This is a genomic window from Pseudomonas sp. Ag1 (assembly GCF_000278565.1).
Taxonomy (GTDB): domain Bacteria; phylum Pseudomonadota; class Gammaproteobacteria; order Pseudomonadales; family Pseudomonadaceae; genus Aquipseudomonas.
Genome location: NZ_AKVH01000064.1, coordinates 17,916 through 36,806, shown reverse-complemented (window position 1 = coordinate 36,806; position 18,891 = coordinate 17,916). Strand labels below are relative to the sequence as shown.

Here is an 18,891-nt window from a genome sequence, read left to right as displayed (position 1 = left end):
TTGGGCGCCCCGTTAAACCACGCTGGCCGAACGCAGGCTTTGGAGCGTGGGTAACCCGGCAGGACGCCGGGTTAGCCGTCCTGGGCCAAGGATGGCCCATGACGGCGGCCCACGGTCCAAAGCCGGAGTGAGGGCACACCGAGCCTAGGCGAGGTGCCGAGTGGTGGGGCAAGAGCGTTTTGCTTACTTTTGCGCTTTTCAAAAGTGAGCCGCTGTAAGAGCGGAACCAATAGCAGCCGTGACCGCAGCAACGGATATGTACCCATAACCCCGCCATCCCCCCCCGCTAGCCCCCCGCATTGCACCCGCAGCCCAGAGCCGATAGTCTTGCAAATCATTACCAGCCCAATCGCCCCAGCACCCCGGGCCCATTGGGTAAAAGGAGAGGTTTGTGAACATCGGACAGTTCGCCTTTCAACGCCAGGTTGAAAATCTATACGTCGACCACAACGCCTGGCTACGTACCCTGTTGCGCCGCAAGCTGGGCAACGCATTCGACGCCGCCGACCTGGCCCACGACGTCTACCTGCAACTCATGCGCAAGGGCCAACTCCCGCCCACCGCCGAATCCCGGCGGCACCTGACCCAGATCGCCAACGGCCTGGTCATCGACCTCTACCGCCGCCGCCAGATCGAATCCGCCTACCTGCAAGCCCTGGCCCTGTTGCCCGAACCCTGCGCCCCCGATGAAGAAACCCGCGCCCTGGCCATCGAGGCCCTGATCCAAATCGACGCCGCCCTGCACAGCCTGCCACCCAAGGCGCGCCAGGCCCTGTTGCTGTGCAAGCTCGATGGCCTGAGCTACCGCGAGATCGCCGCCGAGCTCCAGGTCTCCGTCTCCTCGGTGGAAAAGTACATCGCCGCCGGCCTGCTGGCCTGCTACCAGACCCTGTACGGTTGACCCTCGCAATGTCGACCGAGCAGCCAATCTCCCCGGATATCATCGAGCGCGCCGCCGCCTGGATGGCCCGCCTGTGGGCCGATGACGCCAGCGCCGAAGACCACGCCAACTGCCTGCACTGGCGCGCCGAACACCCCCATCACGAACTGGCCTGGACGCGCCTGCTGGGCTTCGAACAAAAACTCCACAGCATCCCCGCGCCGGTGGCCAGGCACAGCCTGGCCGAACCCGACGCTCCCGACTCCCCCGATCGCCGGAGCACCCTGCTCCTGCTGGGCCTGTTGGTCGCAGCCGGTGGCCTCACCTACGGCGTGCGCCACACCGACGCCTGGCAACTGGCGAGTGCCGGCCATAGCACCCGCACCGGCGAAGTTCGCGAAGTGGTATTGCCCGACGGTACCCGCCTGGTATTGGGCCCGGCTTCAGCAATTGACGTGCAGTTCGATGAGGACCAGCGCCTGGTGCTGCTGCGGGCCGGCGAGGTCTTCATCACGACCGCGCCGTCACCCCGGCCGTTTCGGGTGCAGAGTCGCCAGGGCGTGTTTCATGCCCTGGGCACGCGTTTCAGCCTGCGCCAATGCGACGACGGCAACTGCCAGTTGGCCGTGCTTGAGGGCGCCGTGCAGGTGCAGCCCGACCATGGCGCAGGTGCGCGGGTGGAGGCAGGTCAAGGCGCCACGGTTTCCAGGGACACCGTGCAGCCGACCGCAGCAGTGACTGACCGCAGCATCGCCTGGGTCAAGGGCCTGTTGGTGGCCGATGGTACCCGGCTGGACGAACTGATCGCCGAGCTGGGACGCTACCGCCCCGGTGTACTGCGCTGTGCGCCTGAGGTGGCGATGCTGCGGGTCAGCGGTGTATTGCACCTGGACAACACCGACCTGGCGCTGGACAACCTGGCCGCCGCGTTGCCGATCCAGGTGGTGCGGCGCACCCGCTATTGGGTGACGGTCCGCGCCCCTGCCTGAAAATTCCTTGAGGTTTCGATTGAGGGTTTTGGCCGCTCGTTCGGAAGATAAGGTAAGGGCGAGCAAAGGCTCATTCAGTCAGGGAGACTTCATGAGTAACAAGGATGTGGCTGCGGCCAAACCCAGTGGGCGCGGCGCGGTCTCGCAAATGTTGCGGCCGGTGCGCGGGCGACTGATCGCTGCGGCACTGCTGGCCGGTGTGGGCAGTATGCTGACGCTGGTGCCGCTGGGGGGCATTGTGCATATCGCCAGGGTCGCCCTCGGCGCGCCGTCGATGGCCCAGGCATCGGGCGAGGTCTGGTTGACCATCAGCCTCAGCCTGGCGAGCCTGTTCGCGGGCCTGCTGTTGATGACAGTTGCGGAGACGGTCGCGCACCTGGCCGACAACCACATCACTCGCCACTTGCGCCTGGCCATCGCCCAGCGCCTGAGCCAGGTGCCGCTGGGCTGGTTCACCGAGCGGGCGTCGGGCGAGGTCAAGCAGGCGATGCAGGATGACATCGGCACCCTGCACAGCCTGACTGCGCATTTCTACACCACCGTGGGCCGTTGTGCCGGGGCCGTGCTGCTGTCGGCGGCTTATCTGTTCATGGTGGACTGGCGCATGGCGCTGGTCTCGCTGTTGCCGTTTCCGGGGTTTTTGCTGTTTTTTACCCGGGCGATGAAAGCCAGCGGCAGTCACATGCAGTCCTTTGTCGAGCGCATGACCCGGGTCAATAACGCGGTGGTCGAGTTCGTCAACGGCATTCCGGTGGTCAAGGCCTTCGGTGCCACCGGCAAGGCCCACGCCAGTTACCGCGAGGCGGTAGATGATTTCAGCGAAGCCTTCGTTGAGTTCACCCGTCCACTGGTGGGGACGATGGCCAATGCCAACGCGATGATCGCCCCGGTGACGGTGCTCGCCATGGTGCTGACGTTTGGCCTGGTGTTTGTCAGCCTGGGCTGGATCAGCGCGGTGGAGGTGCTGCCGTTCGCCATTGTCGCACCGGGCATTTGCGCGCCGCTGATGCTGCTGAGTTACATCGTGCATGATCTGGACAACGCCACCGGCGCGGCCCAGCGCGTGCAGGCACTGCTGGCGACGCCGGTGCTGGCGCAGGTGGAGCCGGGGTGCGAACGCTTGCCCAAGGACGCCGAAGTACGCGTCGAAAACCTCGGGTACGCCTACGACCCGCAGCACCCGGTACTGTCGAACATCAGCTTCACCCTCAAGCCTGGCACCGTAACCGCCATCGTCGGCGCCTCGGGTTCGGGCAAGTCGACCCTGGCGCGCCTGCTGCTGCGGTTTTTTGACCCGACCGAGGGGCGTATCACCCTGGGCGGCGTCGACCTGCGGCAGATCGAGACCTCGCAGCTCTACAACCTGATCGGCTTTGTGCTGCAAGAGGTGCGCCTGGTCCACGCCAGCGTTGCCGAAAACATCGCCCTCGGCCGGCCCAGCGCCAGCCGCAAGGAAATCGAGGCGGCCGCACGGGCCGCGAATATTCATGAGTGCATCATCGGCTTGCCACGGGGCTATGCCTCGGTGATCGGCGAGGACGCGCAGTTGTCCGGTGGCGAGCAGCAGCGTATCAGCATCGCCCGCGCAGTATTGCTGGCGCCGCCGGTGCTGGTGCTGGATGAACCCACGGCCGCCGCCGATGCCGCAAACGAGGTGGCAATCCAGGAGGCGCTGTCGCGCTTTGCCCAAGGGCGCACGCTGTTGGTGATTGCCCATCGCCTCGATACCGTGATGCACGCCGACCACATCATCGTGCTGGAAAATGGCCGTATTGTTGAACAGGGCACCCATCCTCGACTGATCGCGCAAGAGGGCCGTTATGCGCGCCTGTGGGCGTCGGGCGGTTACAAACAGACCCGCGAACAGGCGCTGCCGACATGCTGAAAACCTTTATCGAACTGTTGGGCGATGACGGGCCGGTCTTCCGTCGCTATGTCGGGAAAGTGATGTTCTACGGTGCGCTGTGCGGGCTGACCCTCGCCGCCCTGGTGCCGGTACTCACCGACATGCTCAACGGTGATCTGGCAGAAGCGGCGTTGTGGCTGGTGGTGTTCCTGGCGGCGGTGGCGACGTGTTGGGCCACGCGACGCGAGGTTGAAAAGGCTGGCGTCGCGGTCGGTGTGGCGGTGCTGCAAGGCGGGCGCCAGCGCATCGGCGACCATGTGGCCGAACTGCCTGTCGGCTGGTTCACGCCTGATAACACGGCGCGGCTCAACCAGGTGGTGACCCAGGGCATGATGGCCGTGGCTCAGCTGCCGGCCCATGTATTTACTCCGGTGCTCAGCGGCGTGGTGACGCCATTGGTGCTGGTACTGGCGTTGTTTGTGCTGCACTGGAAAATGGGCCTGATCGCCTTGCTGGCGTTGCCGATTCTCGGCGGCGCGTTCTGGCTCAGCGCCCGCCTTGGGCGGCGCGCCGACCGGGCGTTCCAGCGCAGCTCGGCCGACACCAGCCAGCGCATGCTGGAGTTCGCCCAGTCGCAGTCGGTGTTGCGTGCCTTCAGTGGCGGCGGCAGCTCGGTGTTCCTGCAACGGGCGATCGAGCAGCAGCACGTGACCGGGGCGCGCCTGATCCTGCTGTCCGCCACCTCGATTCTGCTGAACATGTGGCTGGTGCAGGTGGTGTTCGCGGCCTTGTTGATCGCCGCCGCGCTCTGGCTTGACGCTTACCTGGGAAATGCCTTGCACGTGGGCTCGGTGATTGCGGTGATGGTGTCGCTGTTGCTGGTCAGCCGCTTCATCGACCCGTTGCTGGAGGTGGCCGGCTATGGCGAAACGTTGCGCGGCGCCGGGGTGCAGCTTGAGGCGGTGCGCGAGATATTGGCCGCGTCGCCCCTGAAGGCGCCGAGCGCGCCGCAATCTCCACGGGATGCCTCGGTGGAGCTGTTCGATGTGAGCTTTCGCCACGCGGCCGGTTCGCGGGACGTGCTGCGCGGGGTGAACCTGCGTATTGAGCCCGGCAGCATGACCGCGCTGGTCGGGGCTTCCGGTTCGGGCAAGACCACGCTGTTGCGGTTGGTCGCACGGTTTTTCGAAGTCAGCCAGGGCCAGGTGTGCATCGCAGGCGTGGATGTGCGACAGATGTCCAATGAGCAGCTCAACGCGCAGATCAGCCAGATCTTCCAGGACACGTACCTGTTCCAGGGCAGCGTCGCCGACAACATTCGCCTCGGCAAACCCGACGCCAGCGACGCACAAGTACTGGAGGCCGCGCGGCAGGCTGGCGTGCAAGAGATTATCGAGCGCCTGCCGATGGGCCTGTCGACCACGGTGGGTGAGGGCGGGGCACGCCTGTCCGGTGGCGAGCGTCAGCGTGTCGCGATCGCCCGTGCGTTGATCAAGGGCGCGCCGATCCTGCTGGTGGACGAAGCCACGGCAGCACTGGACGCCGAGAACCAGGCGGTCATCGCCGAAACCCTGGCACGCTTGCGCGGCACATGCACGCTGATCGTGATCGCGCATCAGTTGTCGACGGTGGTGATGGCCGACCAGATCGTGGTGCTCGATGAAGGCCGGATCGTGGAGCAGGGCACGCCTGAGCAATTGACCGCAAGGCAAGGGCGCTATGCCCGGTTCCTCGCGCAGCGGCGGGCGTCGAAAGGCTGGCGTATCGCTTAGTGGACCCGCCAGGACGGCGGGTCCGAAGGGCAGGTCAGAGCTTCGGCAGTTGCCCGATGCGGCCCATCATTTCGGTGACGATCTGCAGGTCCAGCAGGAACTGGTCGACGGTCTTGAACTCGTTGTCGGTATGGCCGGTGTACTTGACCTCCGGCCGTGCCAGGCCGAATTGCACGCCGTTGGGCAGCTCATGCACCGAGGTAGCGCCGGCAGACGTGCCGTACTTGTGCTCCATGCCCAGGTTCTCGCTGGCCACCGCCAACAGCGCCTTGACCCACTCGCCCTCAGGGTTGCGGTACATCGGCTCGGCGATCGAGTAATCGAAGGTCACAGCCACGTGGTTTTTCTTGGTCCAGGCGCTGAGCTTGTCGGCGATTTCGGCCTTGAGCGCTTCCGGTGACTTGCCCTTTGGCACCCGCAGGTTGACCGCCAGCTTGAAGGTAGTGTCATCTTCGCCCACATAGGTCAGCGAGGTGGTCAGCGGGCCCATGAACGCATCGGAGAAGCCCACGCCCAGCTTGGCGCCCAGGTAATCCAGGCCCCAGTTGTTGGCGGCGTAGTGCGCGGCGTCGGTGAACTGGTTGTGCTTGAGCGCGACCTTGCCGTCGAGGCTGTTGAGGAAGTCGAGGACCCTGGCTACCGGGTTCACCCCGGATTCCGGTTCGGAGGAGTGGGCGGACACGCCAGTGACGGTCAACTGAACGTCCTTGCCGACGACCTTGGCCGCCACTTCAAAGTCGCCGCCATTGCGCTTGGCGTACTCGCTGCCGGCCTTTTGCAGGCTGGCGGCCAGTTCGGCAGGCTTGTCGCTGAGCAATGTCACCACCGACGCCGACGGAATCTGGTTGGTGGCCTTGCCACCGGTCATCGAGATGATTTCTGCGCCTTTGCCTTCAGCCTTGCGCTTGGGGAACTTGGCCATAACCGTGCCGTAGCCTTTCTCGGCGATCACCACCGGGTAGCCGCCGTCCAGCGCCAGGTTGTAGTTGGGCGTTGGGTTGTGCTCGAAGTAGTACGGGATCGCGTCGCCGGAGGTTTCCTCGGTGGTGTCCACCAGCAGCTTGAAATTGCGCGCCAGCGGCAGCTTCTCTTCCTTGATCACCTTCATCGCGTACATCGCCACCACGATGCCGTTCTTGTCATCCTCGGTGCCGCGACCATACATCCGGTCGCCGAGCAGCGTGACCTTGAATGGGTCGAGCTTGGTGCCGTCCTTGAGCACCCAGTTTTCCGGGGTTACCGGTACCACGTCCGCGTGAGCGTGGATGCCGACCACTTCATCGCCGCTGCCTTCCAGGGAAATCTCGTAGACGCGGTTGTCGATGTTGCGGAAGTTCAGGTTGAACGACTCGGCCAGGCTCTTGATCTTGGCGGCGATCTTGATGAACTCGGGGTTGTCGTGCTGGGCCACGCCGGCGACCTGGAAGGTCGGGATCTCCACCAGCTCACGCAGGGTTTCAGTGGCGGCCGCACCGTACTTCACCCGCGCATACAGGCCCAGCAGGCGATGGATTTCATTCTGCTGGTCGGCGCTCAGGTCCTTGTTGTCGAGAAAGGCACTGATGGCCGGGCCGAGGTTGTCGCTCTTGGCCACGTCATTCTTGGCCAGGCTGGCGAGGAACTGCCGGAAATCCTTGACCGAGGCATCGCTGAAGGTCTTCAGGATGACGGCGTTCTGTTGTGGGGTGAGGTTGGCTTGAGCTTGGGTGGTGAACACCGAAAGGCTGGCGGCCATCAGGGTGGCTACGGCCAGTTGCTTGAGGGAAAAATCCATTGCTGGGGGCATTCCTTTGCAGGGAGTGAGTGAGAAATGTCTGATCGAAAGGTCAGAAACAATTTCACACACTACCATCGGGAGGGCGCAAGAGGGGAGCCCCCGTTGTGGGATTTGTCCGGAGGAAATGTACAAGTGGCGCATAAACGAAAATCCAGTGTGGGAGCTGTCGAGCTTTAGCGAGGCTGCGATAGCGGTGGGTCAGGCAGCATCAATGTTGACACTGCTGCCGCCTTCGCAGCCTCGCTAAAGCTCGACAGCTCCCACAGGGTTAGGTGGTCTGCTAATCTGCGCTCGTTGAATCTCGACCGCCACCCGTGGACCTCTCAATGACATCGCCATCCGATCAAAACCTTGAACCCCAATCCGTCTGCAGCCCGATCACCAGCAGCGCCATTTTCATGGTCGCGACCCTGGCGCCTGGCAGTGACTCGGCTGAGGCGGTGCGCAGCTGGTGCGCCGATATCGCCGGCCTGGTGCGCTCGGTCGGCAAACGGGTGCCAGCCGGCAACCTGACGTGTGTCGCAGGGTTTGGCTCCAAGGCGTGGGACGCGCTGTTCGGGGGGCCGCGGCCAGCAGCGTTGCACCCGTTCAAGGAAGTGGGCGTGGCCGGGCGCCTGGCGCCGGCCACGCCGGGGGATATCCTGCTGCACATTCGTGCCGAGCAGATGGACCTGTGTTTCGAATTGGCCACCCAGTTGATGGCGGCGCTGGGGGATGCGGTGACGGTGGTGGACGAGGTCCAGGGTTTCCGCTATTTCGACATGCGCAGCATCATCGGTTTTGTCGACGGCACCGAGAACCCGGTCGGGCGCAAGGCGGTGGGCTTCACCATTGTCGGTGATGAGGACCCGGACTTCAGCGGCGGCAGCTATGTAATGGTGCAGAAGTACCTGCACAACATGCAGGCCTGGAATGAATTGTCGGTGGAGGCGCAGGAGCGGGTGATCGGGCGCACCAAGCTGTCGGACATCGAGCTCGACGATGCGACCAAGCCGAGCAATTCCCACAGTGCATTGACCACCATCACCAAGGACGGCGAGGAAGTGAAGATCCTGCGGGACAACATGCCCTTTGGCCGGCCGGGCGCGGGGGAATTCGGGACGTACTTTATCGGCTACGCGCGCTCGCCAGAGCCTTTGGAGTTGATGCTGGAGAACATGTTTGTCGGCCGACCGGTCGGCAACTATGACCGCCTGCTGGACTTCAGCACGGCGGTCACCGGCGGCCTGTTCTTCATACCGTCTGCGGATTTGCTCGAAGAACTGGCCGACCGCGCGCCTTAGGCCAACAACCCGGTGCTCACCGCCACAATCAGGAACACCCCCAGCACCGCGCGGTAGATCACGAAAGGCCAGGTGGAGAATCGCTCCAGGAACTTCATCAGGCCCCAGATCGCGAAGAACGCCGACACACTGGCGACCACCAGCCCGAAGATCAGGTGCGGCCAGGCGTGGGCGGGCAGGTCGGCGTGGAACAATACCCACAGCTCTTTCAGCCCCGCGAGGGCGATCGCCGGCAAGCCCAGCAGGAACGAAAACCGCGCCGCTTCTTCACGCTTGAAGTTGAGGAACAGTGCGGCGGTCAGGGTCGAACCCGAGCGGGAAACCCCTGGAATCAGCGCGCCGATCTGCGCAATGCCGACAATCAGCGCATCCCGCAGGCGCATTTCGCCCACCGTGCGCTTATGCCTCGCGCTGAGTTCAGCCGCCGCCAGCAGCACCGCCATCACCAGGCAGGAAATCCCGATCACCATCAGCCCGCGCAGCGGCGAGTTGCAGGAGTTGAGGGTCGACGACAAGGCTATCCCGGCGATCCCGATCGGAATCGTCGCCAGCACAATGGCCACCGCCAGCTTGAACCACTGGTTGTTGTAGTCACCCTGGCGCACCGCAGTGATGCTGCCGACCGTGACCTGGCGTACATCCTTCCAGAAGTAACTGACCACTGCTGCCAGTGCGGCCAACTGCATGGCTGCGGAAAACGCCGAGCCGGGATCCGGCCAGCCGAGCAGGGCGGGCACGATGCGCATGTGGGCGGTGGAAGACACGGGCAACAATTCGGTGATGCCCTGAATGATGCCCAGGATGCCTATTTGCAGGTAATCCAGGGACGCAAAGCCGACATCGAGGCCGCTGGTGCAGACGTTTGTCAAAGTACTTATCCTGAAAGCAAGGGGAGGGAAGTGACGCGGAGTTTAGTCTAACTTTGTAACGATTTTGTCGTTGACACGAGAAAAGCGCGATCGGTTCAGCAATCAGAAAGCTTGGCCGGTGTATTGGCATTGCAGGTGGCTTTGTTGACAATGGCGGCCTGTTTTTTTGCCGAGATGCCCATGCCTGCAATCCCCGATACCACCGTCGAACTGATCGAGACCGGCCCGGAACACGCCACGTTGATCGCCAACCTTTACCAGTTCTACGCCTACGAGTCCTCGGACTGGGAACAGGAAGATGTCGAGGTGGACGGTCGCTTCTACATCCATGAGGAGCACCTGGCCCGCTACTGGGAAGACCCGCAGTGGAGTGCCAACCTGCTGCTGGTCGACGGCTTCATCGCCGGCTTCCTGCTGATCGAAGGCAGCGAGTTGCCGGGGATCGATGCGCTGGAACTGGCGGACCTGTTCATCCTCAAACGCTACCGCCGCAAGGGCATTGGCCGCGCCATCGCCACTCAGGTGTTGAGCAGCGGCGAGGCGAACTGGCTGGTGCGTTTCTATGATCAGGATGAAGTGAGCCAGGCGTTCTGGCGCACGGTGTTGGATAACCTGCCGCGTCCGGTGCAGGCCATCGAGCTGGACGATGAGCCAAACCTGCTGAGCTTCCTGGTGACGCGCGCAGCGTTGCACTGAGGCATCAGTTAAACGCTGCGCCAGCCCCTGCACTGAACAATGCCGCCTGCATCGCCTGTGGCGGCTGGCCGAACGCCCGCAGGAACGCCTGGCGCATGCGCTCGCGATCACCGAACCCGGTCTCGCGGGCGACCACTTCCACCGGATGCCGACTGGTTTCCATCATTGCCCGGGCGGCTTCCACCCGCAGGGATTCGATGGCCTTGGCCGGGGTTTGCCCGGTCTCCTCGCGAAACACCCGGCTGAACTGGCGTGGGCTGAGCCGCGCCACGGCCGCCAGGGCCTCGACCGAAAGGTCGTGGGTCAGGTTCTCCCGGGCGTAGGCCAGGGCCAACTGCACACGGTCGGACTTGGGGTCGAGTTCCAGCAACGCCGATAGCTGCGACTGTTCGCTGCCACGGCGCTGGGCAATCACCAGCTTGCGCGCGATGCGGCGGGCGAGGTCGCTGCCCAGGTCGTTCTCCACCATCGCCAGCGCCAGGTCCACCCCGGCGCTCATGCCGGCACCGGTCCAGATCTGGCCGTCGACCACGAACAGCTTGTCTTCCTCCAGGCGAATCTGCGGGTAGCGCTTGGCAAAGGCCGGTGCGTGCAGCCAGTGGGTGGTGGCGCGCTTGCCTTCGAGCAATCCCGCCTCGGCCAGCACGAAGATGCCCATGCACAACGAAGCAATCCGTCGCGACTGTTTGGACGCCGCCTGGACCAGCCTCGGCAGGCTGGCGTCAGGCAGTTGGAACTCCAGGTAACCGCTGACGATCAATGTGTCATAGCCCTCGGGCCGGATCGGCGTACTGTTCACCGAGAAGCCCTGGGACGTCATGATCGGGCCGCCACTTTCCGACACCAGGTGAAATTCATACGCCTGCTCGCCACGCAGCAGATTCGCGCACTCGAACACCGAGCCCAGGCTGAGGCTCAAGGATTGAAAGTTCGGGTACACCATCAGCGCAATGCTGTGCATCTCATCTCTCCAGGGGGCGCGGAGCGGTGATTGTCGGCGTGTGCCAGGGAAACGGCAACCGCCTTGGCGCAATGTCCGGAATCCTTGCGGACATGACATTGTGCGGTTTTGGCCCGGCTCCTAAGCTTGATTCCATTCCAACCCACATCACCCCGAGGCACTGGCACATGAAAGTATTGATGGTTTTGACTTCTCACGACCAGCTTGGCAACACCGGCCGCAAGACCGGGTTCTGGCTCGAAGAATTTGCTGCTCCCTACTACGCGTTCAAGGACGCCGGGGCCGACGTGACCCTGGCTTCGCCGGCCGGTGGGCAGCCGCCCCTGGACCCGGTCAGCGACCTGCCGGATTCGCAAACCGACCAGACCCGCCGCTTCGCCAGCGACCCGGCGGCGCAACAGGCCCTGGCCACCACCGTGAAGCTGGAGTCGGTCAACGCCGGCGACTTCGACACCGTGTTCTACCCAGGCGGCCACGGCCCGCTGTGGGACCTGGCAGAGTCGAAAACCTCCATCGCCCTGATCGAAGCCTTCGAGCGTGCGGGCAAGCCGATTGGCTTTGTGTGCCACGCCCCGGGCGCCTTGCGTCACGTCAAGGCGGTCAACGGCGAGCCGCTGGTCAAGGGCCGACGCGTCACCGGCTTCTCCAACTCCGAAGAAGCGGCGGTTGGCCTGACCGACGTGGTGCCTTTCCTGATCGAGGATGATTTCAAGGCGCTGGGCGGCACGTATGAGAAGGGTGCCGATTGGCAATCCTTTGTGATTGAAGATGGCCTGCTGGTCACCGGGCAGAATCCTGCCAGTTCCAGTGACGTTGCCAAAGCGCTGTTGAAGCTGACCGCGTAACCCGCCAAATCCCCCAAAAAAGTACGTTGTTGGCGGCTCCCCTGACCGGGAGCCGGCAGCTTCTGCTTGTCTGAAATTTGAATCCGGAACTGTCCCCCATGAGCAACAGCGCTTTAGGTACCCCGATCACACTGGGGCACCACACCCTGAAAAACCGCATCGTCCTGCCGCCGCTTACCCGCCAGCGAAGTGCCCAGCCCGGTGATATCGCCACGGACTTGATGGCGCTTTATTACCGCCAGCGCGCCACCGCCGGCTTCATGGTCAGCGAGGGCACGCAGATCGAGCCTCGCGGCCAGGGCTATGCCTGGACCCCGGGCATCTACACACCGGAGCAGATTGACGGCTGGCTTACCGTGACCGATGCCGTGCATGCCGAAGGCGGCGTGATCTTCGCCCAGCTTTGGCATGTGGGTCGCGTGTCCCATCACGAACTGCAGCCCGACGGCGCAGCACCCGTTGCGCCGTCGGCGATCCAGCCGCAGCAAGCCAAGGCATTCGTTGCAACCGGGCCCGGCACCGGTAAGTTGGTGCAGCCACCCGAGCCGCGCGCCCTGGCTACCGCCGAGGTCAAGGAGTTGGTGGGGCTTTACGCCCAGGCTGCAAAAAATGCATTGGCCGCAGGCTTCGATGGCGTGGAAATTCATTCGGCCAACGGCTACCTGGTCAACCAGTTCATCTCGGCGCATTCCAACCAGCGCGACGATGAATACGGTGGCTCACTGCACAATCGCCTGCGGTTCCTGCGGGAAATCGTCGAGGCGGTGGCCGAAGTAGTCGGCCCGCAGCGCCTGGGTGTGCGCTTTGCGCCGTTGTTCAGCGGCACTGACCAGGACCGGGTCTACATCGGCCTCGTCGAGGAAGACCCGCATCACACCTACATCGAGGCGATCAAGGTGCTTGAGGCGGCCGGCATCGCCTACGTGTCGATTGCCGAGGCCGACTGGGACAACGCCCCCGAGTTGCCCGAGTCGTTCCGCCAGGCGGTGCGTGACACCTTCAGCGGTCGGATCATCTACGCCGGCCGCTACACCGCAGAGCGCGGCGTGCGGCTGGTAGAGGCGGGGCTGGCAGACCTGATCGCGTTTGGCCGGCCGTACATTGCCAATCCCGACTTGCCCCAACGCCTGCTCAACGGTTGGCCGCTGAACCCGTTGAACGCGGACGGCCTGTATGGCGGCACCGAGGTGGGCTTCACCGATTACCCGGTGTATGCCGGGTAGGCACGGGCTACTCGATCGGGTATTTGCCGAATGCCGGGTGCTGCTCGGCGAGGGCCGCGTGGCGTTGCAAGTGGGGAAACGCATCGGCCTTCACGACGTCGGCTATCTTCAGCTGGGTGAAGGACCAGGCGACCGCCACCGTCAGGCTCGCCTGGGTCAGCGGCAAGTCGCTGTCGCGCTCGGCCACCCGCGCCTCCAATAACGCATAGGCCGCCAGCAGTTGTCCGGTCACGCGGTCGATCCACGGCTGATGCAGTTTTTCGGCGGGCCGCAGGTGATGTTCGTAGACGATCTGCACGGTCTTTTCGCACGCTGCCAGCGCCAGGCCGATCACTTGCAGATCCCTGGCAAGCGCTGGGGCTGACGGGGGCAGCAATCGGCTGCCGGCCGGCGCCAGGGCTTCCAGGTACTCGAGGATCAAGCCGGAATCCATCAGCACCGTGCCGTCGTCGAGCACCAGCGTCGGTGCCTTGACTACCGGGTTGATCCCGGAAAACTCATCGAAGGTGCTGAACACCGACAATGCCTGGTGTTCGAACGCGACGCCGTACAGTTCCAGGGAAATGGCCACGCGGCGCACGTAGGGCGAGTCCAGCATGCCGACCAGTTTCATGAAGCCTCCATTAACCGCAGTGTTTTGTTCTGATGACGTTATAAACCGTTTTTCCGCATGTTTATCAATCCACCCGCAACACAATCTTGCCGATATGGTCGCCACCTTCCATGCGCGCATGGGCCTTCGCGGCGTCGGTATAGGCATACACTTCATCGATCATCGGCAGGCAACGCCCGGCCGACAGCACCGGCCACACGTGTTCGCGCAGTTGTGCGGCAATCGCGGCTTTTTCTTCCCGGGTGCGTGAGCGCAACAACGAGCCGGTAACGATCGCGCGTTTGCCGAGGATCGCCAGCAGGTCGATGTCGTTGGCGCGTGCGCCGCCGAGGAAGCCCAGCATCACCAGGCGACCTTCCATGGCCAGGGCGCTGATGTTGTCGTTCAGGTAGGAGCCACCCATGATGTCGAGCACCACATTGACACCCTTGCCCGCGGTCTTGTCAGCGATGACCTCGGCGAAATTCTGTTCCCGGTAGTTGATCGGCTCGGCTCCCAGCTCGCGGATGGCGGCGCATTTTTCCACGCTGCCGGCGGTGGCGAACGCTTCGATACCGAACTCGCGGCAGAGCATCAGCGCGGTGGTGCCGATGCCGCTGGTGCCGCCATGGATCAACACGCGCTGGCCTTTATGCGCACCGCCGATGCCGAACAGGTTGGCCCATACGGTGAAGAAGGTTTCCGGGATCGCTGCCGCCTGAATCCAGTCCAGGCCATCGGGAAGCGGCAAGGTCTGGCTGGCGGGCACTGCGCAGTACTGCGCATAACCGCCGCCATTGGTCAGGGCGCACACCTTGTCGCCCAGCGCGTACTCGCTGACGCCTTCGCCCAGCGCGACCACCACACCGGCCACTTCCAGCCCGGGAATCGGGCTCATGCCGGGTTTCATCGGATACGTGCCGGCGCGTTGCAGGGCGTCCGGGCGATTGACGCCGGCGGCGTGCACGCGGATCAGCACTTCGCCGGGGCCGGCGACAGGTACCGGCTCCTGGCGTGGTTGCAGGACTTCGGGGCCGCCGGGGCTGGTGATTTCGATCAGGGTCATTTCGTGGGGCAGATTCATTTGAGCGCACCTGTAGCAATGAACGTATGGGTTGGGACCGCGCCCGTCACCGAGCGGTTCAGCCTGCTGGCGATCCTGGGTATTTTCTCTGGTGCCCAGCATAGCTGTGATGAGTGATGCAATAATGCTGCGATTACACGTCACGATGATGCAAAAATGCATCGAAGGGGAAAGCCATGAATTGGGACGATGCGCGGGTGTTCCTCGCGGTGTGCCGCGAGTCCACATTACGCGGAGCCGCGCGGGTGCTGGGGGTGGATCAGGCCACCGTGGGGCGACGGGTCAATGCCCTGGAAAAGTCCTTGAACGCAACGTTGTTCCTGCGCACCTCCGAGGGCTATGCGCTGACCGCCGTGGGTGAGGCCGCGTTGCAATCGGTGGAGAACATGGAGCGCTCGGCCCTTGACCTGGAGCGTCAGGTCCTGGGCCTGGACGACCGCCTGACCGGCACCGTACGGGTGACCACCACCGATTCCCTGGCCATCGACTTCCTGATCCCGGCCATTGCCCGGCTGCACGATGCGCACCCTGACGTGCGCGTGCAGATGGACGCTTCGACCCAGTTGCTTAACCTGGCCAAACGCGAAGCCGATATCGCGGTGCGCAATACCCGCCCGGACAACCCCGACCTGATCGCCCGGCGCATCGCCCGCTGGCCGGTGGGGCTGTTTGCCTCGCAGGCGTATATCGATCGGCACGGCGCACCCGAACCGGGCAGCCTGTTCGAAGGACACGACCTGGTGGTGTACCAGCCGCACCTGCAAAGCCAGAAGGACCTGACCCTGGTCAGCGAGCCGCTGGGACGCGGGCGTATTGTTGCGGCCTTGAGTTCAAGCCTGTTGGTTCGCCGCTCCATCGCTGCAGGGATCGGTATCGGTGAGGTTCCGATAGTTTCCGGCGAACGCGACGGCCTGGTGCGGCTGTGGCCGGACCGTACGCGGCCGTTGCCCTACGATGTGTGGCTGGTGACCCATGCCGACCTGCGGCACACCGCCCGGGTGCGGGTGGTGATCGACGAGATCGTCGCGGGGTTTGCCGGCACCGGGGAATAGTACGACTGCCTGAAAAGGCCGGGTGTCAGCCCGGCCAGAAATAAGCCGTCGCAGGAGAACGCAATCGGCTCAGCGTTGCAGGAAGGCCAGCAGATCTTCGTTCAAGGCTTGCTGGTGGGTCACCGCAAAACCATGGGGGGCATCCTTGTACACCTTCAACTGCGCGCCTTTGATCATCTGCGCGGCGACCTTGCCGGTAGTTTCGAACGGCACGATCTGGTCGCCATCACCGTGGATAACCAGGGTTGGCACGTCGATCCTGGCCATGTCCGGGCGGAAATCGGTTTCCGAGAACGCGGTGACGCAATCCACCGTCGCCTTGAGCGAGGCGAGCAGGGCGATGTTCAGTGTTTGAGTCAACACACCGCTGGAGACCTGTTGGCCCTTGTTGATGCCATAGAACGGCGTATTGAAGTCTGCCAGGAACTGCGCGCGATCCTTCAGCAACGCGGCCTTGAACCCGTCAAACGCTGCCATCTCGACACCTTGCGGGTAATCCGGCTTTTGCCCGAACAGCGGCGTCACCGCCCCCAGCAACACCAGCCCGGCCACGCGCGCGCTGCCATGGCGGGCGATATAGCGGCTGACATCGCCGCCGCCCATGGAGAAGCCCACCAGGGTCACGTCCTGCAGATCCAGATGGTTGATCAACTGGGCGATATCGTCGGCAAAGGTGTCGTAGTCGTTACCGGTCCAGGGCTGGTCCGAGCGGCCAAAACCACGGCGGTCGAACGCGATGGTGCGGTAGCCGCGGCTGCTCAGGTACTCCATCTGGTATTCCCACATATCGGCATCCAGCGGCCAGCCGTGGCTGAACAGCACCGGTTTGCCGGTGCCCCAGTCCTTGTAGTAGAGCTCGGTACCGTCTTGTGTGCGTAGGGTGCTCATGGCAAAACTCCTTGGGTGAGAGGGCAGCCAATACTATAGGCGCAGAATCTGACGAGGGACTTGTATGCCTGTGCTCGGTTGAACGGTTCAGCGTCTATGCTGGTCAACTGCTTTCTACCGTCTGAACAAACAGGTGAACGAAATGGCCAAGACTTACAGCTACGCCGCTCGTGACTCCAAGGATTCCCTCAAACCCTTCACGTTCGAACGTCGCGCCCCCGGGGCCGATGATGTGCAGATCGACATCCTCTATTGCGGCGTCTGCCACTCGGACCTGCACACCGTACGCAACGAATGGAAAAACACCCTGTACCCGTCGGTACCGGGCCATGAAATCGTTGGCCGAGTGACCGCCGTGGGCGCCAATGTCAGCAAGTTCAAGGTGGGCGATTTGGCCGGTGTCGGCTGCATGGTCGACAGCTGCCAGCACTGCGAATCCTGCGCCGAGGGCGAGGAGCAGTATTGCGAAAACGGCTTCACCGGCACCTACAACGGCCCGGCTTTTGGCGGCGAAAACACCTTCGGCGGCTACTCGGACAATATCGTGGTCAAGGAGAAGTTCGTCCTGCGCATCTCCCACGACGAGAGCAACCTGGCGGCGGTCGCGCCGCTGCTGTGTGCAGGCATCACCACCTACTCACCGCTGCACCACTGGAACGTCGGGCCGGGCAAGCGCGTCGGCGTTGTCGGCCTCGGTGGCCTGGGCCATATGGCGGTGAAAATCGCTCATGCCATGGGCGCCTACGTGGTGCTGTTCACCACCTCGCCGAACAAGCGCGAAGACGGCCTGCGACTGGGGGCCGATGAAGTGGTGGTGTCGAAGAACGCGGACGAAATGGCCAAGGTTGCCAACTCCCTGGACTTCATCCTCAACACCGTGGCCGCGTCCCACAATCTCGACGCCTTCCTCAACCTGCTCAAGCGCGACGGCACCATGACCCTGGTGGGCGCCCCGGATAGCCCGCACCCGTCACCGACCGTGTTCAACCTGATCTTCAAGCGTCGCAGCCTGGCCGGGTCGTTGATCGGTGGCATCCAGGAAACCCAGGACATGCTGGATTTCTGCGCCAGGCACGGGATTGTCTCGGACATCGAGATGATCGACATCCAGGGCATCAATGACGCCTACGAGCGCATGCTCAAGGGGGATGTGAAGTATCGGTTCGTGATCGACATCGAGAGCCTGAAGAAAGAAAAACACGCGGCCTGATTGATCGCCGCCGATCCCTGTAGGAGCGGGCTGGTGTGGGAGCGGGCTTGCTCGCGAAGGCGGTGTGTCAGTCGCTCAATAGGCTGGCTGAACCACCGCTTTCGCGAGCAAGCCCGCTCCCACCCAAGCCCGCTCCCACATTTTGATCTTCGCCGGTTTCTAGGCCGACAGGTGCTCATACAAAATCGTCGCACCCACCAGCATCAACACCACGCCGCCAACCATCTCGGCGCGCTTGCCGACCACAGTCCCCAACACCCGGCCAAGCATCATGCCGATGGTTACCATGGTCATCGTCGCCAAGCCGATCGCCGCAGCGGCCACCAGGATATTCACGTCGACAAACGCCAGGCCTACGCCCACCGCCAGGGCATCAATGCTGGTGGCAAACGCGGTCACGGCAAGAATCATGAACGAGTGCTGGCTCGGTTTCTCTTCCTCTGGATCATCGGCCTTCAAGCCGTTGTAGATCATGTGCAGGCCCAGGGCTACCAGCAGGGTAAAGGCGATCCAGTGGTCCCACTGCTCCACCCAGCGAGTGGCAGCCTGGCCGATAGCCCAGCCGATGATCGGCGTGATCGCTTCAATCACACCAAAGATCAGCCCGGCCCGCAGGGCTTCGGTCAGGCGTGGTTTGTGCAGGCTGGAACCTTTGCCAATGGCCGCCGCAAAGGCGTCCGTGGACATGGCAAGGGCGAGAAGAATCAGGGAAATGGGGTTCACGGTAAGGCTTCCAGTCGGGCTGTATGAGTCAACGACACAACCACACGCCCGACTTCAGGCATGGATGTGTCGCTGGTCTCACCAACCAAAATGGTGTTCGCACCACGGCATGTTGCCGAGAATGTTGATACGAACGCTTCGAGAATCCGAAGCAGGCTACTCCCCAACGAGGTGGCGGATCATAGCCGCGCAATCATGAAA

At 63.4% G+C, this 18,891-nt stretch carries 17 protein-coding genes and 1 riboswitch; of the genes, 10 read left to right on the top strand and 7 right to left on the bottom strand.

The genetic code is table 11. The annotated features are described in order from the left end of the window. The first annotated feature begins 391 nt into the window (after positions 1-391). The 4 genes from A462_RS28580 to A462_RS28595 all read left to right on the top strand — a co-directional run bounded on the left by A462_RS28580 (position 392) and on the right by A462_RS28595 (position 5,487). Positions 392-901: a sigma-70 family RNA polymerase sigma factor gene (locus A462_RS28580; protein WP_008431452.1), complete on the top strand. Its 510-nt coding sequence runs from the start codon at positions 392-394 to the stop codon at positions 899-901. Between the two features lie 8 nt (positions 902-909). Beyond that, positions 910-1,869, top strand: a complete 960-nt coding sequence (locus tag A462_RS28585) for a FecR domain-containing protein (RefSeq protein ID WP_008431449.1) — start codon at positions 910-912, stop codon at positions 1,867-1,869. Positions 1,870-1,960: 91 nt separating this feature from the next. Then, positions 1,961-3,754, top strand: coding sequence for an ABC transporter ATP-binding protein (locus A462_RS28590; protein WP_008431448.1), 1,794 nt, complete (start codon positions 1,961-1,963; stop codon positions 3,752-3,754). Beyond that, positions 3,748-5,487 carry an ABC transporter ATP-binding protein gene (locus A462_RS28595; RefSeq protein ID WP_008431445.1) on the top strand — a complete coding sequence of 580 codons (1,740 nt, stop codon included), beginning with the start codon at positions 3,748-3,750 and terminating at the stop codon, positions 5,485-5,487. Before A462_RS28590 ends, A462_RS28595 begins: the two co-directional genes overlap by 7 nt. Positions 5,488-5,521: 34 nt before the next feature. Here the strand turns inward: A462_RS28595 and A462_RS28600 are convergent, their stop codons facing one another. After that, entirely contained in the window at positions 5,522-7,261 is a 1,740-nt protein-coding gene (locus tag A462_RS28600) for a dipeptidase (protein WP_008431443.1), read from the bottom strand. 329 nt (positions 7,262-7,590) lie between these two features. On the opposite strand from A462_RS28600, the gene A462_RS28605 reads away from it, so the two are divergent. Continuing rightward, entirely contained in the window at positions 7,591-8,547 is a 957-nt protein-coding gene (locus A462_RS28605) for a Dyp-type peroxidase (RefSeq protein WP_008431441.1), read from the top strand. Here A462_RS28605 and A462_RS28610 read toward each other — a convergent pair. Next, positions 8,544-9,416, bottom strand: a complete 873-nt coding sequence (locus A462_RS28610) for an undecaprenyl-diphosphate phosphatase (RefSeq protein ID WP_003220102.1) — start codon at positions 9,414-9,416, stop codon at positions 8,544-8,546. The genes A462_RS28605 and A462_RS28610 overlap by 4 nt on opposite strands. Positions 9,417-9,605: 189 nt before the next feature. Here A462_RS28610 and A462_RS28615 point away from each other — a divergent pair, with 189 nt between their 5' ends. Further along, complete coding sequence (locus A462_RS28615) at positions 9,606-10,112, top strand: GNAT family N-acetyltransferase (protein WP_032898758.1); 507 nt, start codon at positions 9,606-9,608, stop codon at positions 10,110-10,112. A 4-nt stretch (positions 10,113-10,116) separates the two neighbouring features. On the opposite strand, the gene A462_RS28620 is transcribed toward A462_RS28615, so the two are convergent. After that, the gene (locus A462_RS28620; protein WP_008431438.1) at positions 10,117-11,073 is read right to left on the bottom strand and encodes a GlxA family transcriptional regulator; all 957 of its coding nucleotides are present in this window, start codon (positions 11,071-11,073) and stop codon (positions 10,117-10,119) included. Positions 11,074-11,240: 167 nt separating this feature from the next. On the opposite strand from A462_RS28620, the gene A462_RS28625 reads away from it, so the two are divergent. Together A462_RS28625 and A462_RS28630 are read left to right on the top strand one after the other, a co-directional pair. After that, positions 11,241-11,918: a type 1 glutamine amidotransferase domain-containing protein gene (locus A462_RS28625; protein WP_008431436.1), complete on the top strand. Its 678-nt coding sequence runs from the start codon at positions 11,241-11,243 to the stop codon at positions 11,916-11,918. 98 nt (positions 11,919-12,016) lie between these two features. Then, a complete protein-coding gene (locus tag A462_RS28630) occupies positions 12,017-13,141 on the top strand; it encodes an alkene reductase (protein ID WP_008431434.1) in 1,125 nt (374 codons plus the stop codon). Positions 13,142-13,148: 7 nt separating this feature from the next. On the opposite strand, the gene A462_RS28635 is transcribed toward A462_RS28630, so the two are convergent. Continuing rightward, positions 13,149-13,754, bottom strand: coding sequence for a glutathione S-transferase (locus A462_RS28635; RefSeq protein ID WP_008431431.1), 606 nt, complete (start codon positions 13,752-13,754; stop codon positions 13,149-13,151). Positions 13,755-13,818: 64 nt separating this feature from the next. Continuing rightward, positions 13,819-14,817 carry an NAD(P)H-quinone oxidoreductase gene (locus A462_RS28640; protein WP_008431429.1) on the bottom strand — a complete coding sequence of 333 codons (999 nt, stop codon included), beginning with the start codon at positions 14,815-14,817 and terminating at the stop codon, positions 13,819-13,821. Between the two features lie 176 nt (positions 14,818-14,993). On the opposite strand from A462_RS28640, the gene A462_RS28645 reads away from it, so the two are divergent. Beyond that, positions 14,994-15,869 carry a LysR family transcriptional regulator gene (locus A462_RS28645; protein ID WP_008431428.1) on the top strand — a complete coding sequence of 292 codons (876 nt, stop codon included), beginning with the start codon at positions 14,994-14,996 and terminating at the stop codon, positions 15,867-15,869. Between the two features lie 69 nt (positions 15,870-15,938). Here A462_RS28645 and A462_RS28650 read toward each other — a convergent pair whose 3' ends face one another. Next, positions 15,939-16,757, bottom strand: a complete 819-nt coding sequence (locus tag A462_RS28650; RefSeq protein WP_003220116.1) for an alpha/beta fold hydrolase — start codon at positions 16,755-16,757, stop codon at positions 15,939-15,941. A gap of 142 nt (positions 16,758-16,899) precedes the next feature. Between A462_RS28650 and A462_RS28655 the strand changes: the two genes are divergently transcribed. Next, positions 16,900-17,967: an NAD(P)-dependent alcohol dehydrogenase gene (locus A462_RS28655; RefSeq protein WP_003220118.1), complete on the top strand. Its 1,068-nt coding sequence runs from the start codon at positions 16,900-16,902 to the stop codon at positions 17,965-17,967. Positions 17,968-18,126: 159 nt separating this feature from the next. Here A462_RS28655 and mntP read toward each other — a convergent pair whose 3' ends face one another. Continuing rightward, entirely contained in the window at positions 18,127-18,690 is a 564-nt protein-coding gene (mntP, locus tag A462_RS28660; protein WP_003220119.1) for a manganese efflux pump MntP, read from the bottom strand. 10 nt (positions 18,691-18,700) lie between these two features. Then, a riboswitch (yybP-ykoY riboswitch) is annotated at positions 18,701-18,868 on the bottom strand. Positions 18,869-18,891: the final 23 nt, after the last annotated feature.